Source organism: Streptomyces sp. BE20 (assembly GCF_036322525.1).
Lineage (GTDB): Bacteria > Actinomycetota > Actinomycetes > Streptomycetales > Streptomycetaceae > Kitasatospora.
The window spans coordinates 99,575-115,313 of sequence record NZ_JAQYWW010000620.1 but is presented as its reverse complement, the minus strand read 5'-3'; the positions used below and the strand labels follow the sequence as shown (position 1 = coordinate 115,313).

At 73.4% G+C, this 15,739-nt stretch carries 14 protein-coding genes; 8 read left to right on the top strand and 6 right to left on the bottom strand.

What is annotated here, in order from left to right; genetic code table 11:
* Positions 1-59: 59 nt before the first annotated feature.
* Together PUR61_RS12745 and PUR61_RS12740 are read right to left on the bottom strand one after the other, a co-directional pair.
* On the bottom strand, positions 60-470 hold the full coding sequence (locus tag PUR61_RS12745) for a PPOX class F420-dependent oxidoreductase (RefSeq protein ID WP_329878911.1): 411 nt from the start codon (positions 468-470) through the stop codon (positions 60-62).
* Positions 470-1,504 (bottom strand): aldo/keto reductase, encoded by a 1,035-nt coding sequence (locus PUR61_RS12740; RefSeq protein WP_329878910.1) that lies wholly within the window; start codon positions 1,502-1,504, stop codon positions 470-472. Before PUR61_RS12740 ends, PUR61_RS12745 begins: the two co-directional genes overlap by 1 nt.
* A gap of 135 nt (positions 1,505-1,639) precedes the next feature.
* On the opposite strand from PUR61_RS12740, the gene PUR61_RS12735 reads away from it, so the two are divergent.
* On the top strand, positions 1,640-2,587 hold the full coding sequence (locus tag PUR61_RS12735) for a hypothetical protein (RefSeq protein ID WP_443035159.1): 948 nt from the start codon (positions 1,640-1,642) through the stop codon (positions 2,585-2,587).
* Positions 2,588-2,676: 89 nt separating this feature from the next.
* Here the strand turns inward: PUR61_RS12735 and PUR61_RS12730 are convergent, their stop codons facing one another.
* Positions 2,677-3,738 carry a 3-dehydroquinate synthase family protein gene (locus PUR61_RS12730; protein ID WP_329878908.1) on the bottom strand — a complete coding sequence of 354 codons (1,062 nt, stop codon included), beginning with the start codon at positions 3,736-3,738 and terminating at the stop codon, positions 2,677-2,679.
* 167 nt (positions 3,739-3,905) lie between these two features.
* On the opposite strand from PUR61_RS12730, the gene PUR61_RS12725 reads away from it, so the two are divergent.
* Positions 3,906-6,440 (top strand): ATP-dependent Clp protease ATP-binding subunit, encoded by a 2,535-nt coding sequence (locus PUR61_RS12725; RefSeq protein WP_443035162.1) that lies wholly within the window; start codon positions 3,906-3,908, stop codon positions 6,438-6,440.
* 56 nt (positions 6,441-6,496) lie between these two features.
* Here the strand turns inward: PUR61_RS12725 and PUR61_RS12720 are convergent, their stop codons facing one another.
* Positions 6,497-7,381, bottom strand: coding sequence for a metallophosphoesterase family protein (locus PUR61_RS12720; RefSeq protein ID WP_329879031.1), 885 nt, complete (start codon positions 7,379-7,381; stop codon positions 6,497-6,499).
* A gap of 507 nt (positions 7,382-7,888) precedes the next feature.
* Between PUR61_RS12720 and PUR61_RS12715 the strand changes: the two genes are divergently transcribed.
* The 6 genes from PUR61_RS12715 (at position 7,889) to PUR61_RS12690 (ending at position 14,334) form a co-directional block, all read left to right on the top strand.
* Positions 7,889-8,791 carry a S1 family peptidase gene (locus PUR61_RS12715; protein ID WP_329878906.1) on the top strand — a complete coding sequence of 301 codons (903 nt, stop codon included), beginning with the start codon at positions 7,889-7,891 and terminating at the stop codon, positions 8,789-8,791.
* Positions 8,792-8,941: 150 nt separating this feature from the next.
* Complete coding sequence (locus tag PUR61_RS12710) at positions 8,942-10,399, top strand: S28 family serine protease (protein WP_329878905.1); 1,458 nt, start codon at positions 8,942-8,944, stop codon at positions 10,397-10,399.
* Positions 10,400-10,553: 154 nt separating this feature from the next.
* On the top strand, positions 10,554-11,183 hold the full coding sequence (locus PUR61_RS12705) for a TetR/AcrR family transcriptional regulator (protein WP_329878904.1): 630 nt from the start codon (positions 10,554-10,556) through the stop codon (positions 11,181-11,183).
* Positions 11,167-12,801, top strand: a complete 1,635-nt coding sequence (locus PUR61_RS12700; protein ID WP_329878903.1) for an acyl-CoA dehydrogenase family protein — start codon at positions 11,167-11,169, stop codon at positions 12,799-12,801. Before PUR61_RS12705 ends, PUR61_RS12700 begins: the two co-directional genes overlap by 17 nt.
* Positions 12,798-13,727, top strand: a complete 930-nt coding sequence (locus PUR61_RS12695) for an amidohydrolase family protein (protein ID WP_329878902.1) — start codon at positions 12,798-12,800, stop codon at positions 13,725-13,727. Before PUR61_RS12700 ends, PUR61_RS12695 begins: the two co-directional genes overlap by 4 nt.
* A 181-nt stretch (positions 13,728-13,908) precedes the next feature.
* Positions 13,909-14,334 carry a hypothetical protein gene (locus PUR61_RS12690; protein WP_329878901.1) on the top strand — a complete coding sequence of 142 codons (426 nt, stop codon included), beginning with the start codon at positions 13,909-13,911 and terminating at the stop codon, positions 14,332-14,334.
* Positions 14,335-14,338: 4 nt separating this feature from the next.
* Here PUR61_RS12690 and PUR61_RS12685 read toward each other — a convergent pair whose 3' ends face one another.
* On the bottom strand, positions 14,339-15,178 hold the full coding sequence (locus PUR61_RS12685) for an MmyB family transcriptional regulator (RefSeq protein ID WP_329878900.1): 840 nt from the start codon (positions 15,176-15,178) through the stop codon (positions 14,339-14,341).
* Between the two features lie 45 nt (positions 15,179-15,223).
* Positions 15,224-15,706, bottom strand: a complete 483-nt coding sequence (locus PUR61_RS12680; protein WP_329878899.1) for a DUF2269 family protein — start codon at positions 15,704-15,706, stop codon at positions 15,224-15,226.
* Positions 15,707-15,739 lie beyond the last annotated feature (33 nt).

Genomic DNA, 15,739 nt, shown 5'->3' with positions numbered 1-15,739 from the left:
GGGCTGTGGCGGGCCGGCTGCGGCGGGCGCCGGGGAACACCCCGGCGCCCGCCGCCTCCTCACCGGTCCAGCAGGTACTCCACGGCGACCCGCACGACCAGCAGGTCCTCCTCGGCGGGCAGCAGCTCGCCGAGGAATTCCGCGTGCGACTTCCCGGTGTACCGGCGCGACATCTCGTCCATCAGCCCGTCGTGCAGCTTCACCGGCTCGATCGATGCCGTCCCGCGCACCGCCAGGTAGGTGTACGGGGCGTCGGCCGGGTGCAGCAGCACCGAGATCCGCGGATCGCGCCGCAGGTTGCGCTCCTTGTGGCTGCCCCGCTCGATCCCGAAGAGCAGGTCGGTGCCGTCGTGGCCGACCCAGACGACGGACTGGTGCACCGTGCCGTCCGCGCGGAGGGTCGCCACCACGGCGAACACCGGCGCCGCCAGCACGGCCCTGGCGTGTTCGGTCAACGGGACGCGGGCCATCACGCCTCCCGCCGGGGAGCGGTGCGCCGACGGCGCAGCGAGGGGTCGGTCAGCGACTGCGGCACCCAGTGGTGGTCGGCGCGGTTGAGGTCGACACCGGGCGGCACGATCGCGTCGATCCGGTCGAGCACCCCGTCGTCGAGTTCCACCCCGGCCGCGCCCAGCAGGTCGGTCAACTGCCCTGGCGTGCGCGGGCCGAGGAGGACGGAGGTGACGGCGGGATGGGACTGGACGAAGGCCAGCGCGAGGTGGGCCGGCGACAGCCCCGCGTCGGCGGCCACCTTGCGCAGCTCGGCCACCGCCTTCGCCTTGGCGGCGTTCTCCGGGACGGAGAGGTCGAACTTGCGCTGTTCCAGCACGGCCCGCCCGACGCCCGGCCGGATCTCCCGGCCGGTGAGCCAGCCCGCCCCCAGGGGCCCCCAGGGCAGGACGCCCATGCCGTGCCGCTGTGCGGTCGGCAGGACGTGGGTCTCCACGGAGCGGGCGAGGGCGGAGTACTGCGGCTGCTCGCTGCGGAACCGGACGTGTCCGCGCCGTTCGGAGACCCACTGGGCCTCGACGATCTGGTCCGCGGGGAAGTTGGAGGTGCCGACCGCGCGGACCTTGCCGGAGCGGACGAGGTCGGAGAGCGCGGAGAGCGTCTCGTCGATGTCGGTGTCCGGGTCGATCCGGTGCACCTGGTAGAGGTCGATGTGGTCGGTGTCGAGGCGGCGCAGCGATCCCTCCACCGCCCGCGTGATCCAGCGCCGGGAGTTCCCGCGGTGGTTGGCGTCCGGGCCCATCGGGCTGTGGAACTTGGTGGCGAGGACGACGTCGTCCCGGCGGCCCCGGATCGCCCGGCCGACGATCCGCTCCGATCCGCCGTCGCCGTAGATGTCGGCGGTGTCCACGAGGTTGATGCCCGCGTCCAGGGCCAGCCGGATCGTCCGGACGCCCTCCTCCTCGTCGGTGTTGCCCCAGGAACCGAACATCATGGCCCCGAGGGCGAATTCGCTGACCGATATGCCGGTGCCGCCCAGAATCCTGTGTCTCATGCGACGTGTGCCCTCCGTCGTCGGACCGGTCGGATGAACGGTTCCACTCTGACCCAGCGGCCACGGGCACGCCAGGGGACGTGTGCGAGATGTCCGTTTTCTCTCCAGGTCGGCTGGTATGGTACTTCTCGCCCGATGACTGACGCTCCGTCAGTATCCTTTCTGCACAACCTCGGGAGGCCCCGCGTGCGTACCGTCCTCGAACGCGCCGAATGGTTCGTCTGGCTCTCCGCCCGTCCGCTGGAGCAGCACCGCTTCGCCCACCACTTCCTCGGCGGCGGCGCCGACGCCGTGGAGACCGCGCTCGCCGCCTACGTCCGCCCCGACGGCGGCTACGCGTACGCGCTGGAGGCGGACGTGCGCGGGCCGTCCTCGCAGCCGCTGGCCGCGGCCGCGGCGCTCAACGTCCTGGACGAGATCGGCCGGTGCGACGCCGCCCGCACGGCGCGGCTCCGCAGTCACCTGCCGAGTCTGACCTCGCCCGACGGGGGCCTGCCGACGCTCCATCCCGGCATCGCCGGCTACCCGTCCTCGGCCGTCCTCACGGTGCGGCCGAACCCGTCGGGCAGCCTGCTGGCCACCGGGGTGATCGTCGGCCGGCTGCACCGCAACGGCATCGAGGACCCGTGGCTGGACGCCGCGACCGAGTTCTGCTGGCAGGCCGTCGACGGTCTGACCTCCTCCCACCCGTACGAGGTGGAGGCCGCCCTCGCCTTCCTGGACGGCGTTCCGGACCGGGGGCGGGCCGCCAAGTCCGCCCAGCGGCTCGGCGAACTCGTCCGCGACCAGCGGCTGGTGGTGACCGACCCGGCGCGGGCCGAGGAGTTTCCGGTCCACCCCGCGTACGCGGCGGGGGAGTACCACTACGTCACCGACGTCCTGCGGACCCCCCGTTCGCTCGCCCGGGAGTGGTTCACCGAGCAGGAGGTGGCGCGTTGCCTGGACCACCTGGCCGCCGTGCAGCAGGAGGACGGCGGCTGGCCCGTGCTGTGGCGGCTCTGGGCCCCGGGCTCGGCGGCCGAGTGGCGCCCGATCGTCACCCTGGACGCCCTGCGCACCCTGCGGGCCCACGGCCGGCTCTGACCGTTCCCGCCGGCCGGACCCCGGACCCGGACGGACCCCGGACGCCGCCGGGTCCGCCAGCGCCTAGGGTCCGCCGGGTCCGCCGGCGCCTAGGGTCCGTCGGGCGCGGCCGGGCGGCTCCCCTCCGGATCGCGCTCCATCGCGTCCAGGGTGCGGGCCACCACCTGCTCGGCCACGTCCGGGACCAGCTCGACACCGCGCGGCCCGTCCAGCACGAACGCGAGCCCCGTGCCCGACAGGGCCTTCTTGTCCTGCCGCATGAGGGCGATCAGGGCAGCCGTCCCGACCCCGGCCGGCAGCCGCTCGCGCAGCCCGTACGCGCGCACCGTCGCCAGGTGCTCGGCCACCCGCTCCGGGCCGATCCGGCCCAGCGCACCGGCCAGCCGCCCGGCGAACACCGTGCCGATCGCGACGCCCTCGCCGTGCCGCAACGCGAAGTCGGTGGCCCGTTCCAGGGCGTGGCCCAGGGTGTGTCCGTAGTTGAGGATGTGCCGCAGCCCGCCGTCCCGTTCGTCGGCGGCCACCACCGAGGCCTTCAGCGCGACGCTCGCGGCGATCTGCTCGTGGACGGGCAGCCCGCGCAGGTCGCCGGCGCCGATGAAGTGGCAGCGGGCGATCTCGCCGTACCCGTTCGCCCACTCCACCGGCGGGAGGGTGCGCAGGTGGTCGGTGTCGCACAGCACGGCCCGGGGCTGCCAGTAGGCGCCGACCAGGTTCTTCGCCTCGGGCAGGTTGACCGCGGTCTTCCCGCCGACCGCCGCGTCCACCTGCGCCAGCAGGGTGGTCGGCAGATGGATCACGGCCACCCCGCGGTGGTACAGCGCCGCGGCCAGGCCGACCGCGTCGGTCGTGGTGCCGCCCCCGCAGGAGACCACCACGTCGTGGCGGGTCAGGCCGTATCCGGCGAAGGCCCGGCAGAGCTCCTCCACCGTGGCCAGGGTCTTGCGGTGCTCGCCGTCCTGGGCCGGGACGAGCAGGGACGGCACGCCCGGGTCCGGGACCTCCTCCGGCGGGCGGGCCGACACCACCACGGCCCGGGCCGCGCCGGTGGAGGCCACGACGGAGGGGAGCAGGTGCCGGACCCCGGGGCCGATGTGCACGGGGTAGGAGCGGTCACCCAGCCGTACGTCGATCCGTCGAGGAGTCGTCATGTCCACAGCGTGCCGACTCCGGATGCCCGTGAACAGAGCGCCTCCCGGGTGCCTCCCGGGCCCCTTCCGAGCCCCTCGCCCGACCGCCCGCGCTCGGGAGGCGGGGCCGCACGGCCTGTGTTTGTGTGGGGGCGCAGCCCGCTCGGGAGAGGTGAACCACCGTGACCATGCCGCCGTTCGGATCGAACGACCCGTTCTCCGACCTGCTCAGCCGGTTCTTCGGCATGAGCCCGATGGCGTCCCCACCCAACGTGCAGCGGGTGCCGATCGGCCGGCTGCTCAGTGAGTCGGCGCAGGAGCTGCTCGGCCTGGCCGCGCAGCGTGCCGCCGAGGACGGGAGCAGCGATCTCGACACCGTGCACCTGGTGTGGGCGTCCACCCGGGTGGATCCGTCGCGCCGGATGCTGGAGCGGGCCGGGATCGACCCGGACCGGCTGGCCGGCGACCTGGCGGAGGCGCTGCCGGTCGGCGCGGAGACGCCCACCGGGGACGGCCGGCCCGCGTTGACGCCGGCCGCCAAGCGGGCGCTGCTCGCCGCGCACGCCCGTTCGCAGGCGGCGGGTGCCTCGTACATCGGGCCCGAGCACATCCTCGGGGCGCTGCTGGAGGAGGAACGGTCGGGCGCGGGGGCGGCCCTGCGGAACGTGGCCCCCTCGCAGGAGGCGCTGCGCACGGTGCTGGACGGCCGCAGCTCCGGTGGCGAGCGCAGCTCCGGCGGTGCGCAGCCGAGCCGGACGCCCACCCTGGACGAGTACGGCCAGGACCTCACCGAGGAGGCGCGGGCGGGCCGGCTGGACGCGGTGGTCGGCCGGGCCGAGGAGATCGAGCAGACCGTCGAGATCCTGTCCCGCCGGACCAAGAACAACCCGGTGCTGATCGGCGAGCCGGGCGTCGGCAAGACGGCGATCGTGGAGGGGCTGGCGCAGCGGATCGTCTCCGGTGACGTGCCGCAGAGCCTGAAGGAGAAGCGGGTCGTCACCCTGGACCTCACCGGGCTGGTGGCCGGCTCCAAGTACCGCGGCGAGTTCGAGGAACGGCTGAAGAGCGTGATCGACGAGGTCACGGCGGCCGAGCAGAGCGTGATCCTGTTCCTCGACGAGCTGCACACGGTGGTCGGGGCGGGATCCGGCGGCGAGGGTTCGATGGACGCGGGCAACATCCTCAAGCCGGCCCTGGCCCGTGGCGAGCTGAGCGTGGTCGGCGCCACCACCCTGGACGAGTACCGCCGGCACATCGAGAAGGACGCCGCCCTGGAGCGTCGCTTCCAGCCGGTGCTGGTGCCCGAGCCGACCGTCGAGGAGACCGTCGAGATCCTGCGCGGCCTGCGCGACGCGTACGAGGCGCACCACCAAGTGCGCTTCACCGACGAGGCGTTGGACGCCGCCGCGACGCTCTCCGACCGCTACGTCAGCGACCGCTTCCTGCCGGACAAGGCGATCGACCTGCTGGACCAGGCGGGCGCGCGGGTCCGGCTGCGCAGCCTGAGCGGATCGACGACGGCGATGCCGGTGCAGGACCGGATCACCAAGCTGCGACGCGAGCTGGAGGAGGCGGTGGCGGACGAGGAGTTCGTCCGGGCCGCCAACCTGAAGGCCGAGCTGCGCCAGACCGAGGACGAGCTGGCCGCGCTCGCCGAGGACCGGGAGGAGGTCGTCGCCGTCACCGCCGAGGACATCGCGCAGGTACTCTCCCGCCGTACCGGCATCCCGGTGGCCGAGTTGAACGCCACCGAGCGTGAGCGGCTCCTGCGGCTGGAGGAGCACCTGCACGAGAAGGTGATCGGGCAGGACCAGGCGGTCACGGCCGTCGCCCAGGCGGTGCGCCGCGGTCGGGCCGGCATGGGCGACCCGGACCGGCCGACCGGCTCGTTCCTCTTCCTCGGGCCGACCGGTGTCGGCAAGACCGAGCTGGCCAAGGCCCTGGCCGCGCTGCTCTTCGGCGACCCGGACCGGATGATCCGCTTCGACATGAGCGAGTTCCAGGAGAAGCACACGGTCTCCCGGCTGGTCGGCTCCCCGCCCGGGTACGTCGGGTACGACGAGGCGGGCCAGCTGACCGAGGCGGTGCGCCGCAAGCCGTACAGCGTGCTGCTCTTCGACGAGGTGGAGAAGGCCCACCCGGACGTCTTCAACCTGCTGCTCCAGGTCCTGGACGACGGGCGGCTGACGGACGCGCAGGGCCGCACGGTCGACTTCCGCAACACCGTGGTGATCATGACCAGCAACATCGGGTCGCAACGGATCCTCGACCACGCCGGCGACGTCGACGAGATCAAGGACGAGCTGATGCGGGACCTGCGGACGCAGTTCCGGCCGGAGTTCCTCAACCGGATCGACGAGGTGATCGTCTTCCACGGGCTCACCCGCAAGGACCTGCTCCAGGTGGTGGGCCTGCTGCTGGACCGCAGCCGGCGCCGCCTGAAGGCGCAGGACGTCCGGCTGGAGGTGACGGACGACGCCAAGGAGTGGCTGGTGAACCGGGGCTACCAGCCGGAGTTCGGGGCCCGGCCGCTGCGCCGGACGATCCAGCACGAGCTGGACAACCGGATCTCCAACCTGCTGCTGGACGGCAGCGTGCAGGAGGGCGACACGCTGGTGGCGAAGGTGTCGGGCGGCGAACTGGTGGTGGTGACGGAACGGCCGGAGCCCTCGGCGACCTTCGCGGAGGCCGAGGAGAAGGCCGAGGAGAAGGCGCCGGAGTAGGGGCGGCAGGGCGGGGAGGCGGCGCGTCGGGAGTGACCGGCGCGCCGCCCGGGCGTTCAGGACTGCGGGAAGACCTCGCGCAGCAGCGGGTCCGGCAGGCCGCGCTTGCCCCACTCGCGCGGGTAGCCGAGCGAGACCTCCTCGAACCTGACGCCGTCGTAGCTGGTCCGCCGGGGGATGTGCAGGTGGCCGTAGATCATCGCGGCGGTGTTGAAGCGGCGGTGCCAGTCGGCGGTCAGCTCCGTGCCGCACCACTGGGCGAACTCGGGGTACCAGAGGATCTCGGTGGGTTCCCGGACCAGCGGGTAGTGGTTGACCAGGACGAGCGGCAGCTCCGGGTCGTGCCCGGCCAGCCGCTTCTCGGTGAGCCGGACGCGCTCGCGGCACCAGGAGTCGCGGTCCGGGAACGGGTCCGGGTGGAGGAACCGCTCGTCGGCGCAGACCACGCCGGACTCGTAGGCGGCGGCCAGCGACTCCTCCTTGGTCGTGGTGCCGGGGGCCCGGAAGGAGTAGTCGTACAGCACGAAGAGCGGCGCGACGGCGACCGGGCCGCCGGCGCCGGTCCAGACCGGGTACGGGTCCTCGGGGGTCACCACGCCGAGTTCGCGGCAGAGCCGGACCAGGTACTCGTACCGGGCGACACCGCGCAGCTGGACCGGGTCGTTGGGGTGCGTCCACAGCTCGTGGTTGCCGGGCGCCCAGATCACCTTGGCGAAGCGCTCGGCGAGCAGGCCCAGCGCCCAGCGGATGGTGGTGGTGGACTCGGCGACGTCACCGGCGACGATCAGCCAGTCGTCGGGGGACTCCGGGCGCAGCTGCTCCACCAGGTCGCGGTTCTGCTGGTAGGAGACGTGCAGGTCGCTCACGGCGAGCAGGCGTCCGGCCCGCCCGGGCCCGGTGTCGCCGCGCCCGGCGGTGGTCCTGTCGGTCGCTCCGGTCACTTCGGTCACTTCAGCCCCCATGTCGTCACCCGGCCTCCGGCCAACAGTACGGGGGGCGGACGGGTGTGTGCCCGCAGAGTGGCCGGATCTCGACCACCGGAGGCGGGGACCGGACCCCGGAGGACCCCGGTCGGCGCCGGGTCGGACCCGGCCCGGCGCCGGCCCGAGCCCGGCCCGAGCCCGGCCCGGCGCCGGAGACCGAACCGCCGGAGCACGCCGAGGTCGGCCGACCCGGGGCGTGAGCCGGCGGGTTGCGGCCACGGCCCGGCTCCGGCTGCGGCTGATCAGCGTCGGCCGTCGGCACCGGCCGGTGGACGGCGTCGACGCCAATAGCCCTCAGAGGCAGGTGAGTTGACGCTCCGGTCGTTCGGCCGGCGCGTCGGGGTCGGTCGGGGCGGCCGAAATCGTCGCCCCGGTCGGGGCGTCCGGATCCGGACTCGGCCCGACTCTTGACAACACGTCATGTCCGCGACAGCTTTGGTGCACCCCCACACCGAGAGGTCTCTCATGAAGAAGCCGCTCATAGGCACGCTCGCCACGCTCCTGTTCGCCGGGGCCACCGCCCTGGCCGGAGCCCCCGTGGCGACCGCCGCCCCCTCCGTCACCGCCCCGACCGCCGTGACCGCCGAAGCCGCGGCCCGGACCGTCGCGGCGGCGCCCGAGGGTCAACAGGCGCTCGCCGCAGTCACCTTCGCCGGTACCGTCGCGCTCAACAACTGTTCCGGCTCGCTCGTCCGGCTCCCCAACTCCACCGCCAACGACCCGGCCCTGGTGCTCTCCAACGGCCACTGCCTGGAGACCGGCATGCCCGGCCCCGGCCAGGTGGTCGTCAACCGGGCGTCCAGCCGCACCTTCACGCTGCTCAACGCGAGCGGCGGATCGCTCGGCACGCTCCGTGCCACCAAGATCGTGTACGGCGCCATGACCGACACCGACGTGTCGATCTACCAGCTGAACACCACCTACGCCGCGATCCAGTCGCAGTACCGGATCGCCCCGCTGACCGTCGCGGCCACCCACCCGGTCCAGGGCACCCCGATCAAGGTCGTCTCCGGGTACTGGAAGAAGATCTACTCCTGCTCCGTCGACGGGTTCGCCTACCGGCTGAAGGAAGCCGAGTGGACGTTCAAGGACTCCGTCCGCTACACGTCCAGTTGCAACGTCATCGGTGGCACCTCGGGCTCGCCGGTCGTCGACGCCAACGGCACCGTCGTCGCCGTCAACAACACGATCAACGAGTCCGGCCAGCGGTGCACCCTGAACAACCCCTGCGAGGTCGACCAGAACGGCGCGGTCACCGTCCGCCGGGGGATCGGCTACGCCCAGGAGACCTACACCATCCCGGCCTGCTTCGCCTCCGGGAACCGGCTCGACCTGACCCTGCCCGGCTGCACCCTGCCGCGCCCCTGACCAGCACGTTCACCCCGATGGGCCATCCGCGACCTGCGGGTGGCCCATTCGGCCGTCTACCGGACGGCCGGTCCGTACGGCAGCCGCCCGCCGGCTGTCGGAGAGTACGGACAGAGCATCGAACAGTTCCGTTGACCCGATGGAGAGTTGATGACCAAGAAGCTCAGAGGGCTGTTGGTAGCCGTCCTGCTGATCCCGCTGTTCGGCCTCGGCCTGGCCACCCCGGCGCTCGCCGAGGGTGCCGCCGCGGGCGCGTCCTCCGTCGCCGACGACCCGTCGGCCGACATCAAGGACCGCCTGGCGGCCATCCGCGGACTGACCGTGACCGAGGAACGGCCCACCACCACCGGCCACCGCTACTTCCTGCTCACCTACACCCAGCCGATCGACCACGACCGCCCCTGGCTGGGCAGCTTCCAGCAGCGGCTGAGCGTGCTGCACCGCGGCTACGACCGCCCGACCGTCTACTTCACCAACGGCTACGCGCTGCGCACCACGCCCTCGCGCACCGAGCCGGCCCGGCTGGTCGACGGCAACCAGGTCTCCGTCGAGTACCGCTACTTCACGCCGTCCCGGCCCGTGCCCGCCGACTGGAGCAAGGCCGGCATCCGTCAGGGGGCCGCGGACTCGCACCGGATCATCACCGCGCTGAAGCGGATCTACCAGGAGGAGTGGCTCTCCACCGGCGGTTCCAAGGGCGGCATGTCGTCGACCTACCACCGCCGCTTCTTCCCGGACGACGTGGCCGGCACCATCGCCTACGTCGCGCCGAACGACGTCGACGACCGTGAGGACTCCGCCTACTCCCGGTTCTTCCGGAACGTCGGCACGCCCGAGTGCCGGGCCGCTCTGACCGCCGCCCAGCGCGAACTGCTGGTCCGCCGCGACCGGCTGTTCGCCCGCTACACCGCCGACAACGCCGCCGCCGGTTCCACCTTCACCACCACCGGCAGCGCCGACCGGGCGTACGAGTCCGGCGTGCTCGACACGGTCTGGGCGTTCTGGCAGTACAGCCTGGCCGCCGACTGCGCCAAGGTCCCGGCCGCCACCGCCACCGACGACGAGCTGTACGCCTGGTTCGACGCCCAGTCCGGCATCACCGGCAACAGCGACCAGTCGCTCGCCAACTACACGGCGTACTACTACCAGGCCGGCACCGAGCTGGGCGCGCCCAGCTTCGACGTGTCGCACCTGAAGGGCCTGCTGCACTACGACTACAAGGAGCTGTACTCGCCGCGCACCTACGTGCCGAAGAACATCGCGATGCGGTTCGACCCGTCCGCGATGCGCGACATCGACCGCTGGGTGCGGAACTCCGCCGAGCGGATCATCTACGTCTACGGCCAGAACGACCCGTGGGGTGCCGAGCCGTTCCGGCTGGGCCGGGGCAGCGAGGACAGCTACGTCTACACCGTGCCCGGCGGCAACCACGGCGCCAACATCGAGAAGCTGCCGGCCGCCGAGTCGGCGGCGGCGACCGCCAAGGTGCTGGAGTGGGCCGGACTCGGCGGGGACGCCGCGGCCGGTTCGCTGAGCGGGCAGTACCACGTCCCGCCGATCGGCCCGCTCGACGAGGAGGGGCTGAAGCAGGACCGCGTCCGCCTGTAGAGCACGCGCCTGCCCGCGCCCGCCTGTAGGGCGCGGTAGCCGAGCACCACCCCCGGGGGCCACCCGCCGACCGCGCGTCGGCGGGTGGCCCCCGGTCCGTTCCCGGGACCGCGCGCCTCTCCCCGAAGCAGTGAATCGGTGCTTCAATTCTTTCATGGCCTACCGACGCACGCCCGCCGTACAAGCCCGCCTGGACGCCCAGCGCGAGGCGGTGCTCCAGGCCGCGGTCGGGCTGCTCGCCGAGCGCGGCTACGGCGGCTGCACCATGGCCGCGGTCGCGGACCGCGCCGGGATCGCCACCGGCTCGATGTACCAGCACTTCGCGAGCAAGGCCGAGCTCTCGGTCGAGCTGTTCCGCCGGGTCGTCACCCGGGAGGTGGCCGCCGTGCACGAGGCCGTCGCCCGGCACGACACCCCACGGACGCGTATCGCGGCCGTGGTCGAGACCTTCGCCGCCCGCGCCCTGCGTGCGCCACGGCTCGCCCACGCGCTCCTGGTCGAGCCGGCCGACACCGTGGTGGACGCGGAACGCCTGGTGTTCCGGCGGGCCTTCCGCGACGTGATCGCCGCCGAGATCACCGCCGCCCTCGCCGCCGGCGACGTGCCCGGCCAGGACCCGGAACTGACCGCCGCCGCGATCGTCGGCGCGGTCGGCGAGGCGCTCGCAGGTCCGCTCGCGGCGGCCCGTCCGCCGGACACCCGGACCGCCCCGCCCGAGGTGGTCCCCGCCCTGGTCTCCTTCACCCTGCGTGCCCTGGGAGGACGCGATGACAGCGACGCATGAGGTCACCAACCAGGTACCCCTGCCGTACGGACACGACACCGCCGCCGATCCGGCCCTGCTCGCCGCCCTGCACCGGGCCGGCGCGGGCTGGGCCGAGCCGGAGCTGCACGAACTCGGCCGGCTGGCCGGCTCCGAACAGGCCGCCGAGTGGGGCCGGCTGGCCAACGAGAACCCGCCGGTGCTCCGCACCCACGACCGTTTCGGCCACCGGATCGACGAGGTCGAGTTCCACCCGTCCTGGCACGAGCTGATGCGCACCGCCGTCGGCCACGGCCTGCACGCCGCGCCGTGGCGGGACGACCGGCCCGGCGCGCACGCCGCCCGCGCCGCCAAGTTCCTCGTCTGGGGCCAGGTCGAGGCCGGTCACACCTGCCCGGTCTCGATGACCTACGCCGCCGTGGCCGCCCTGCGCGCCGCCCCGGCGCTGGCCGCCGAGTTCGAGCCGCTGCTGACCTCCACCACGTACGACTTCGGGCTGCGGGCACCGCAGGGCAAGCGGGGCCTGATCGCCGGCATGTCGATGACCGAGAAGCAGGGCGGCTCGGACGTCCGCACCAACACCACGGCCGCCGCCCCGCGGCCGGACGGCAGCTACCGCCTCACCGGCCACAAGTGGTTCACCTCGGCGCCGATGTCCGACCTCTTCCTGACCCTGGCCCGGGCGCCCGGCGGGCTCAGCTGCTTCCTGCTGCCGCGGGTCCTGCCCGACGGCACCCGCAACCGGATCCACCTCCAGCGGCTCAAGGACAAGCTGGGCAACAAGTCCAACGCCTCCGCCGAGATCGAGTACGACGACGCGGTCGGGTGGCTGGTCGGCGAGGAGGGCCGGGGCGTCCCGACCATCATCGAGATGGTCAACATGACCCGCCTCGACTGCACCACCGGTGCCGCCTCCGGCATGCGGCTCGGCGCCACCCGGGCCGTCCACCACGCCCTGCACCGGCGGGCGTTCGGCAGGGCACTGGTCGACCAGCCGCTGATGCGCAACGTGCTCGCCGACCTCGTCGTCGAGTCCGAGGCGGCCACCACGGTGGCGATGCGCCTCGCCCGGGCCACCGACGCGGCGCTCGCCGGGGACACGGGCGAGGCGCTGGTCCGCCGGCTCGGCCTGGCGGTGGCCAAGTACTGGGTCTGCAAGCGCGGTCCGGCGCACGCCGCCGAGGCGCTGGAGTGCCTCGGCGGCAACGGCTACGTCGAGGAGTCCGGGATGCCCCGGCTCTACCGCGAGGCGCCGCTGGTCTCGATCTGGGAGGGATCCGGCAACGTCGCCGCCCTGGACGCGCTGCGCGCCATGGCCCGGCGCCCGGAGACCGTCGAGGCCTTCCTCGGCGAGCTCGACGCCGCCGCCGGCGCGGACCGCAGGCTGGACGCCGCCGTCGCCGGGCTGCGCAAGGAGCTGGCCGGCCCGGAGGACCCGGAGTTCGGCGCCCGCCGGCTGGTCGAGTCGATGGCTCTGGCCTTCCAGGGTTCGCTCCTGGTCCGGTACGGGGACCGGGCGGTGGCCGACGCGTTCTGCGCCTCCCGTCTCGGCGGCGACCACGGAGCGGCCTTCGGCACGCTGCCGGCCGGCGTCGACGCGGGCGCGATCATCGACCGCGCCCGCCCGGTGCCGGCATGACGGGTCCGGCCGAGCAGGCCGTGCAGGCCGAGCAGGCCGCTCGGGAGGCCCGGGACGCCGAGACGGCCGGGGTCCGCGCCTTCTGGCAGGGCCTCGGCCTGCCCGGACTGATCGACGTGCACACGCACTTCATGCCGCAGAACGTCCTCGACAAGGTGTGGGCGTACTTCGACGCGGCCGGTCCGCTGGTCGACCGGCCGTGGCCGATCACCTACCGCGAGGCCGAGGACCGGCGGGTCGGGTGGCTGCGGGAGTTCGGTGTCCGGGCGTTCACCGCGATGCTCTACCCGCACAAGCCCGGCATGGCGGGGTGGCTCAACGGCTGGGCCGCCGAATTCGCCGCCCGCACCCCGGACTGCCTGCACACCGCCACGTTCTTCCCCGAGCCCGGGGCACCCGGGTACGTGGCCCGGGCGATCGAGGGCGGCGCCCGGGTCTTCAAGGCGCACCTCCAGGTCGGCGGCTACCACCCGGCGGACGAGCGGCTCGACGAGGTCTGGGGCCTTCTCGCCGAGACCGGTACGCCGGTGGTGACGCACTGCGGATCGGGGCCGGTCCCCGGCAAGCACACCGGCGCCGGGCCGATCGGCGAGGTGCTCGCCAGGCACCCCCGGCTCGTCCTGGTGGTCGCCCACCTCGGCCTGCCCGAGTACACCGACTTCCTCGACCTCGCCGAGCGGTACCCGGAGGTCCGGCTCGACACCACCATCGCGTTCACCGACTTCGTCGAGCGGGACACCCCCTTCCCGCCCGCCGAACTGCCGCGCCTGGCCGGGCTCCGGGACCGCGTCCTGCTCGGCAGCGACTTCCCCAACATCCCCTACCGGTACGTGCACCAGCTGGACGCGCTGGAGCGGACCGGACTGGGGGAGGACTGGCTGCGCGCGGTCTGTCACGACAACGCGGCCCGCCTCTTCGGCATCTGACGAGACGTCAATACCTGGCGCGGGCTGCGGCGCGGCCCTCCCCGGGCGGCCGGCCCGACCGGCGGGGAGGCCATGACCTCGGAGGTAATCGACGCCTTCCGGGCGGCCCGCCAGAGTGGGCGGTACCGGGTCGCGGGACCGCGGCCCGGGATCCGTTCCGACCACCGGAGGCCGATCCGCCATGTCCGCGAACACCCTTGCCGCCGCCCGTCCGACCGCCCCCGCCTCCCCGAAGGCCCTGCGCGGCTACCTCGCGCTGGACGCCGTCGTGACCGGCGGCAACGGCCTCGCCTACCTGGCCTTCTCCGGCCCGCTCGGTGACCTGCTCGGCGTCGGCCGCTCGACGCTGGTCGAAATCGGTGTGCTGCTCACGGTGGTCGGCCTCGCCGTCGGCCTGCTGGCAGCCCGTCCGCAGCCGCCGCGGCTCGCCGTGCAGGCGGTGATCGAGGTCAACCTGGCCTGGACGGTGCTCAGCGTCCTGGCGATGGAGCTCTGGCTGGAGCCGACCACCGCCGGCCTCTTCTGGATCCCGGTGCAGGCCGGCACGGTGCTCCTCTTCGCCGTCCTCCAGTTCACCGCGCTGCGCCGCCGGGCCGTCGCCCGCTGAGGGGTCACCGCTCCGGTCCCACGGCGGCCTGGAGGAACGCGACCGTCTCCGCGTCGGCCGGGAGGAAGGCCTCCAGGGCGAGTTCGGAGACGGTCACGTCCATCGGGGTGTTGAACGTCGTGATCGTCGACAGGAACGACAGCACCCGCCCCCCGAAGGCGATCCGCAGCGGCAGCGCGAACGGGAACAGGGCGGTGACGTCCTCGTCGTCCGCGCCGTCGTCCGCCGCGCCGCCCACCGGGTCCGGATAGGCGCCGACCTCGTCGAGCAGCGCCCGCAGCGGCTCGGAGCGGATCAGCCCGACCTGCCGTTCCATCCGCTCCAGCAGGTGCTGCCGCCACTGCCGCAGGTTGACGATGAGCGGGGCCAGTCCCTCGGGGTGCAGGGTGATCCGCATCGCGTTGAGCGGCGGTTCCAGCAGGTGCGGGGCGACCCCGGCGAGCAGCATCCCGAGCGAGCGGTTGGCCGCCAGGACGCGGAAGGTGCCGTCGACCACCAGCGCCGGGTACGGGTCGTGCGAGGCCAGCAGCCGCTCCATGCCGGAGCGCAGCGCGTCCATCGCGGGGTCGTCCAGCTGCTTCTCGGGGTAGTGCGGCGCGTACCCGGCGGCCAGCAGCAGGGTGTTGCGCTCGCGGACCGGGACGTCGAGGTGCTCGGCGAGCCGGAGCACCATCTCCTGGCTGGGCCGGGCGCGTCCGTTCTCGACGAAGCTGATGTGCCGGGCCGAGGAGTCGGCCAGCAGGGCCAGTTGCAGCTGGCTGAGCCGGCGCCGCTCCCGCCAGCCGCGCAGCAGGACGCCCACGCCCGAACCGGTCTCCGGCCCCATCCCCGCGATGATCGTCATGGGCGGGACAGTAGTACGGAGGCCGTACCGGCGGGGGTGGCGGGGTCAGGCGCCGGTGGTCGATCCAGGTCGGATGATCATCAGGACCACGACCACCGCCCAGAGCAGGTTGAACACGCCGGCGGTCATCGGAAGCAGCTTCAGTCCCCGGACGGCCTTGCCGTGCTCGGCCGTCTCGGCGTCGAGGTCGAGCGCGTCCACCGCGGCCTGCTGCGCGGGCAGGACGAACAGCAGCAGGGACAGCGCCGCGACCGCGGTGAGCACCATCGAGACGATCAGCCAGGACTGGTCCAGCACGTCCATCACCTGGGCGACCCCGATGCCGAGCACCGGGACGGCTATCCCGAGCAGCGCGTAGACCTGGGTGATCCGGTGCAGCATCCGGAGCACGCCGGCGTCGGCCGCCTTGTCCGGGCCGCCGGCGAGTGCCGCCGACGCCCGGCGGGGGAACATGCTGACGGCCACGGCCACCGGACCGATGAACAGCACCGAGGCGAGGACGTGCAGGCTCAGCAGGAACTTGGCCATGGCGGGGCACCCTAGGGACTCAACGGGGGCTGC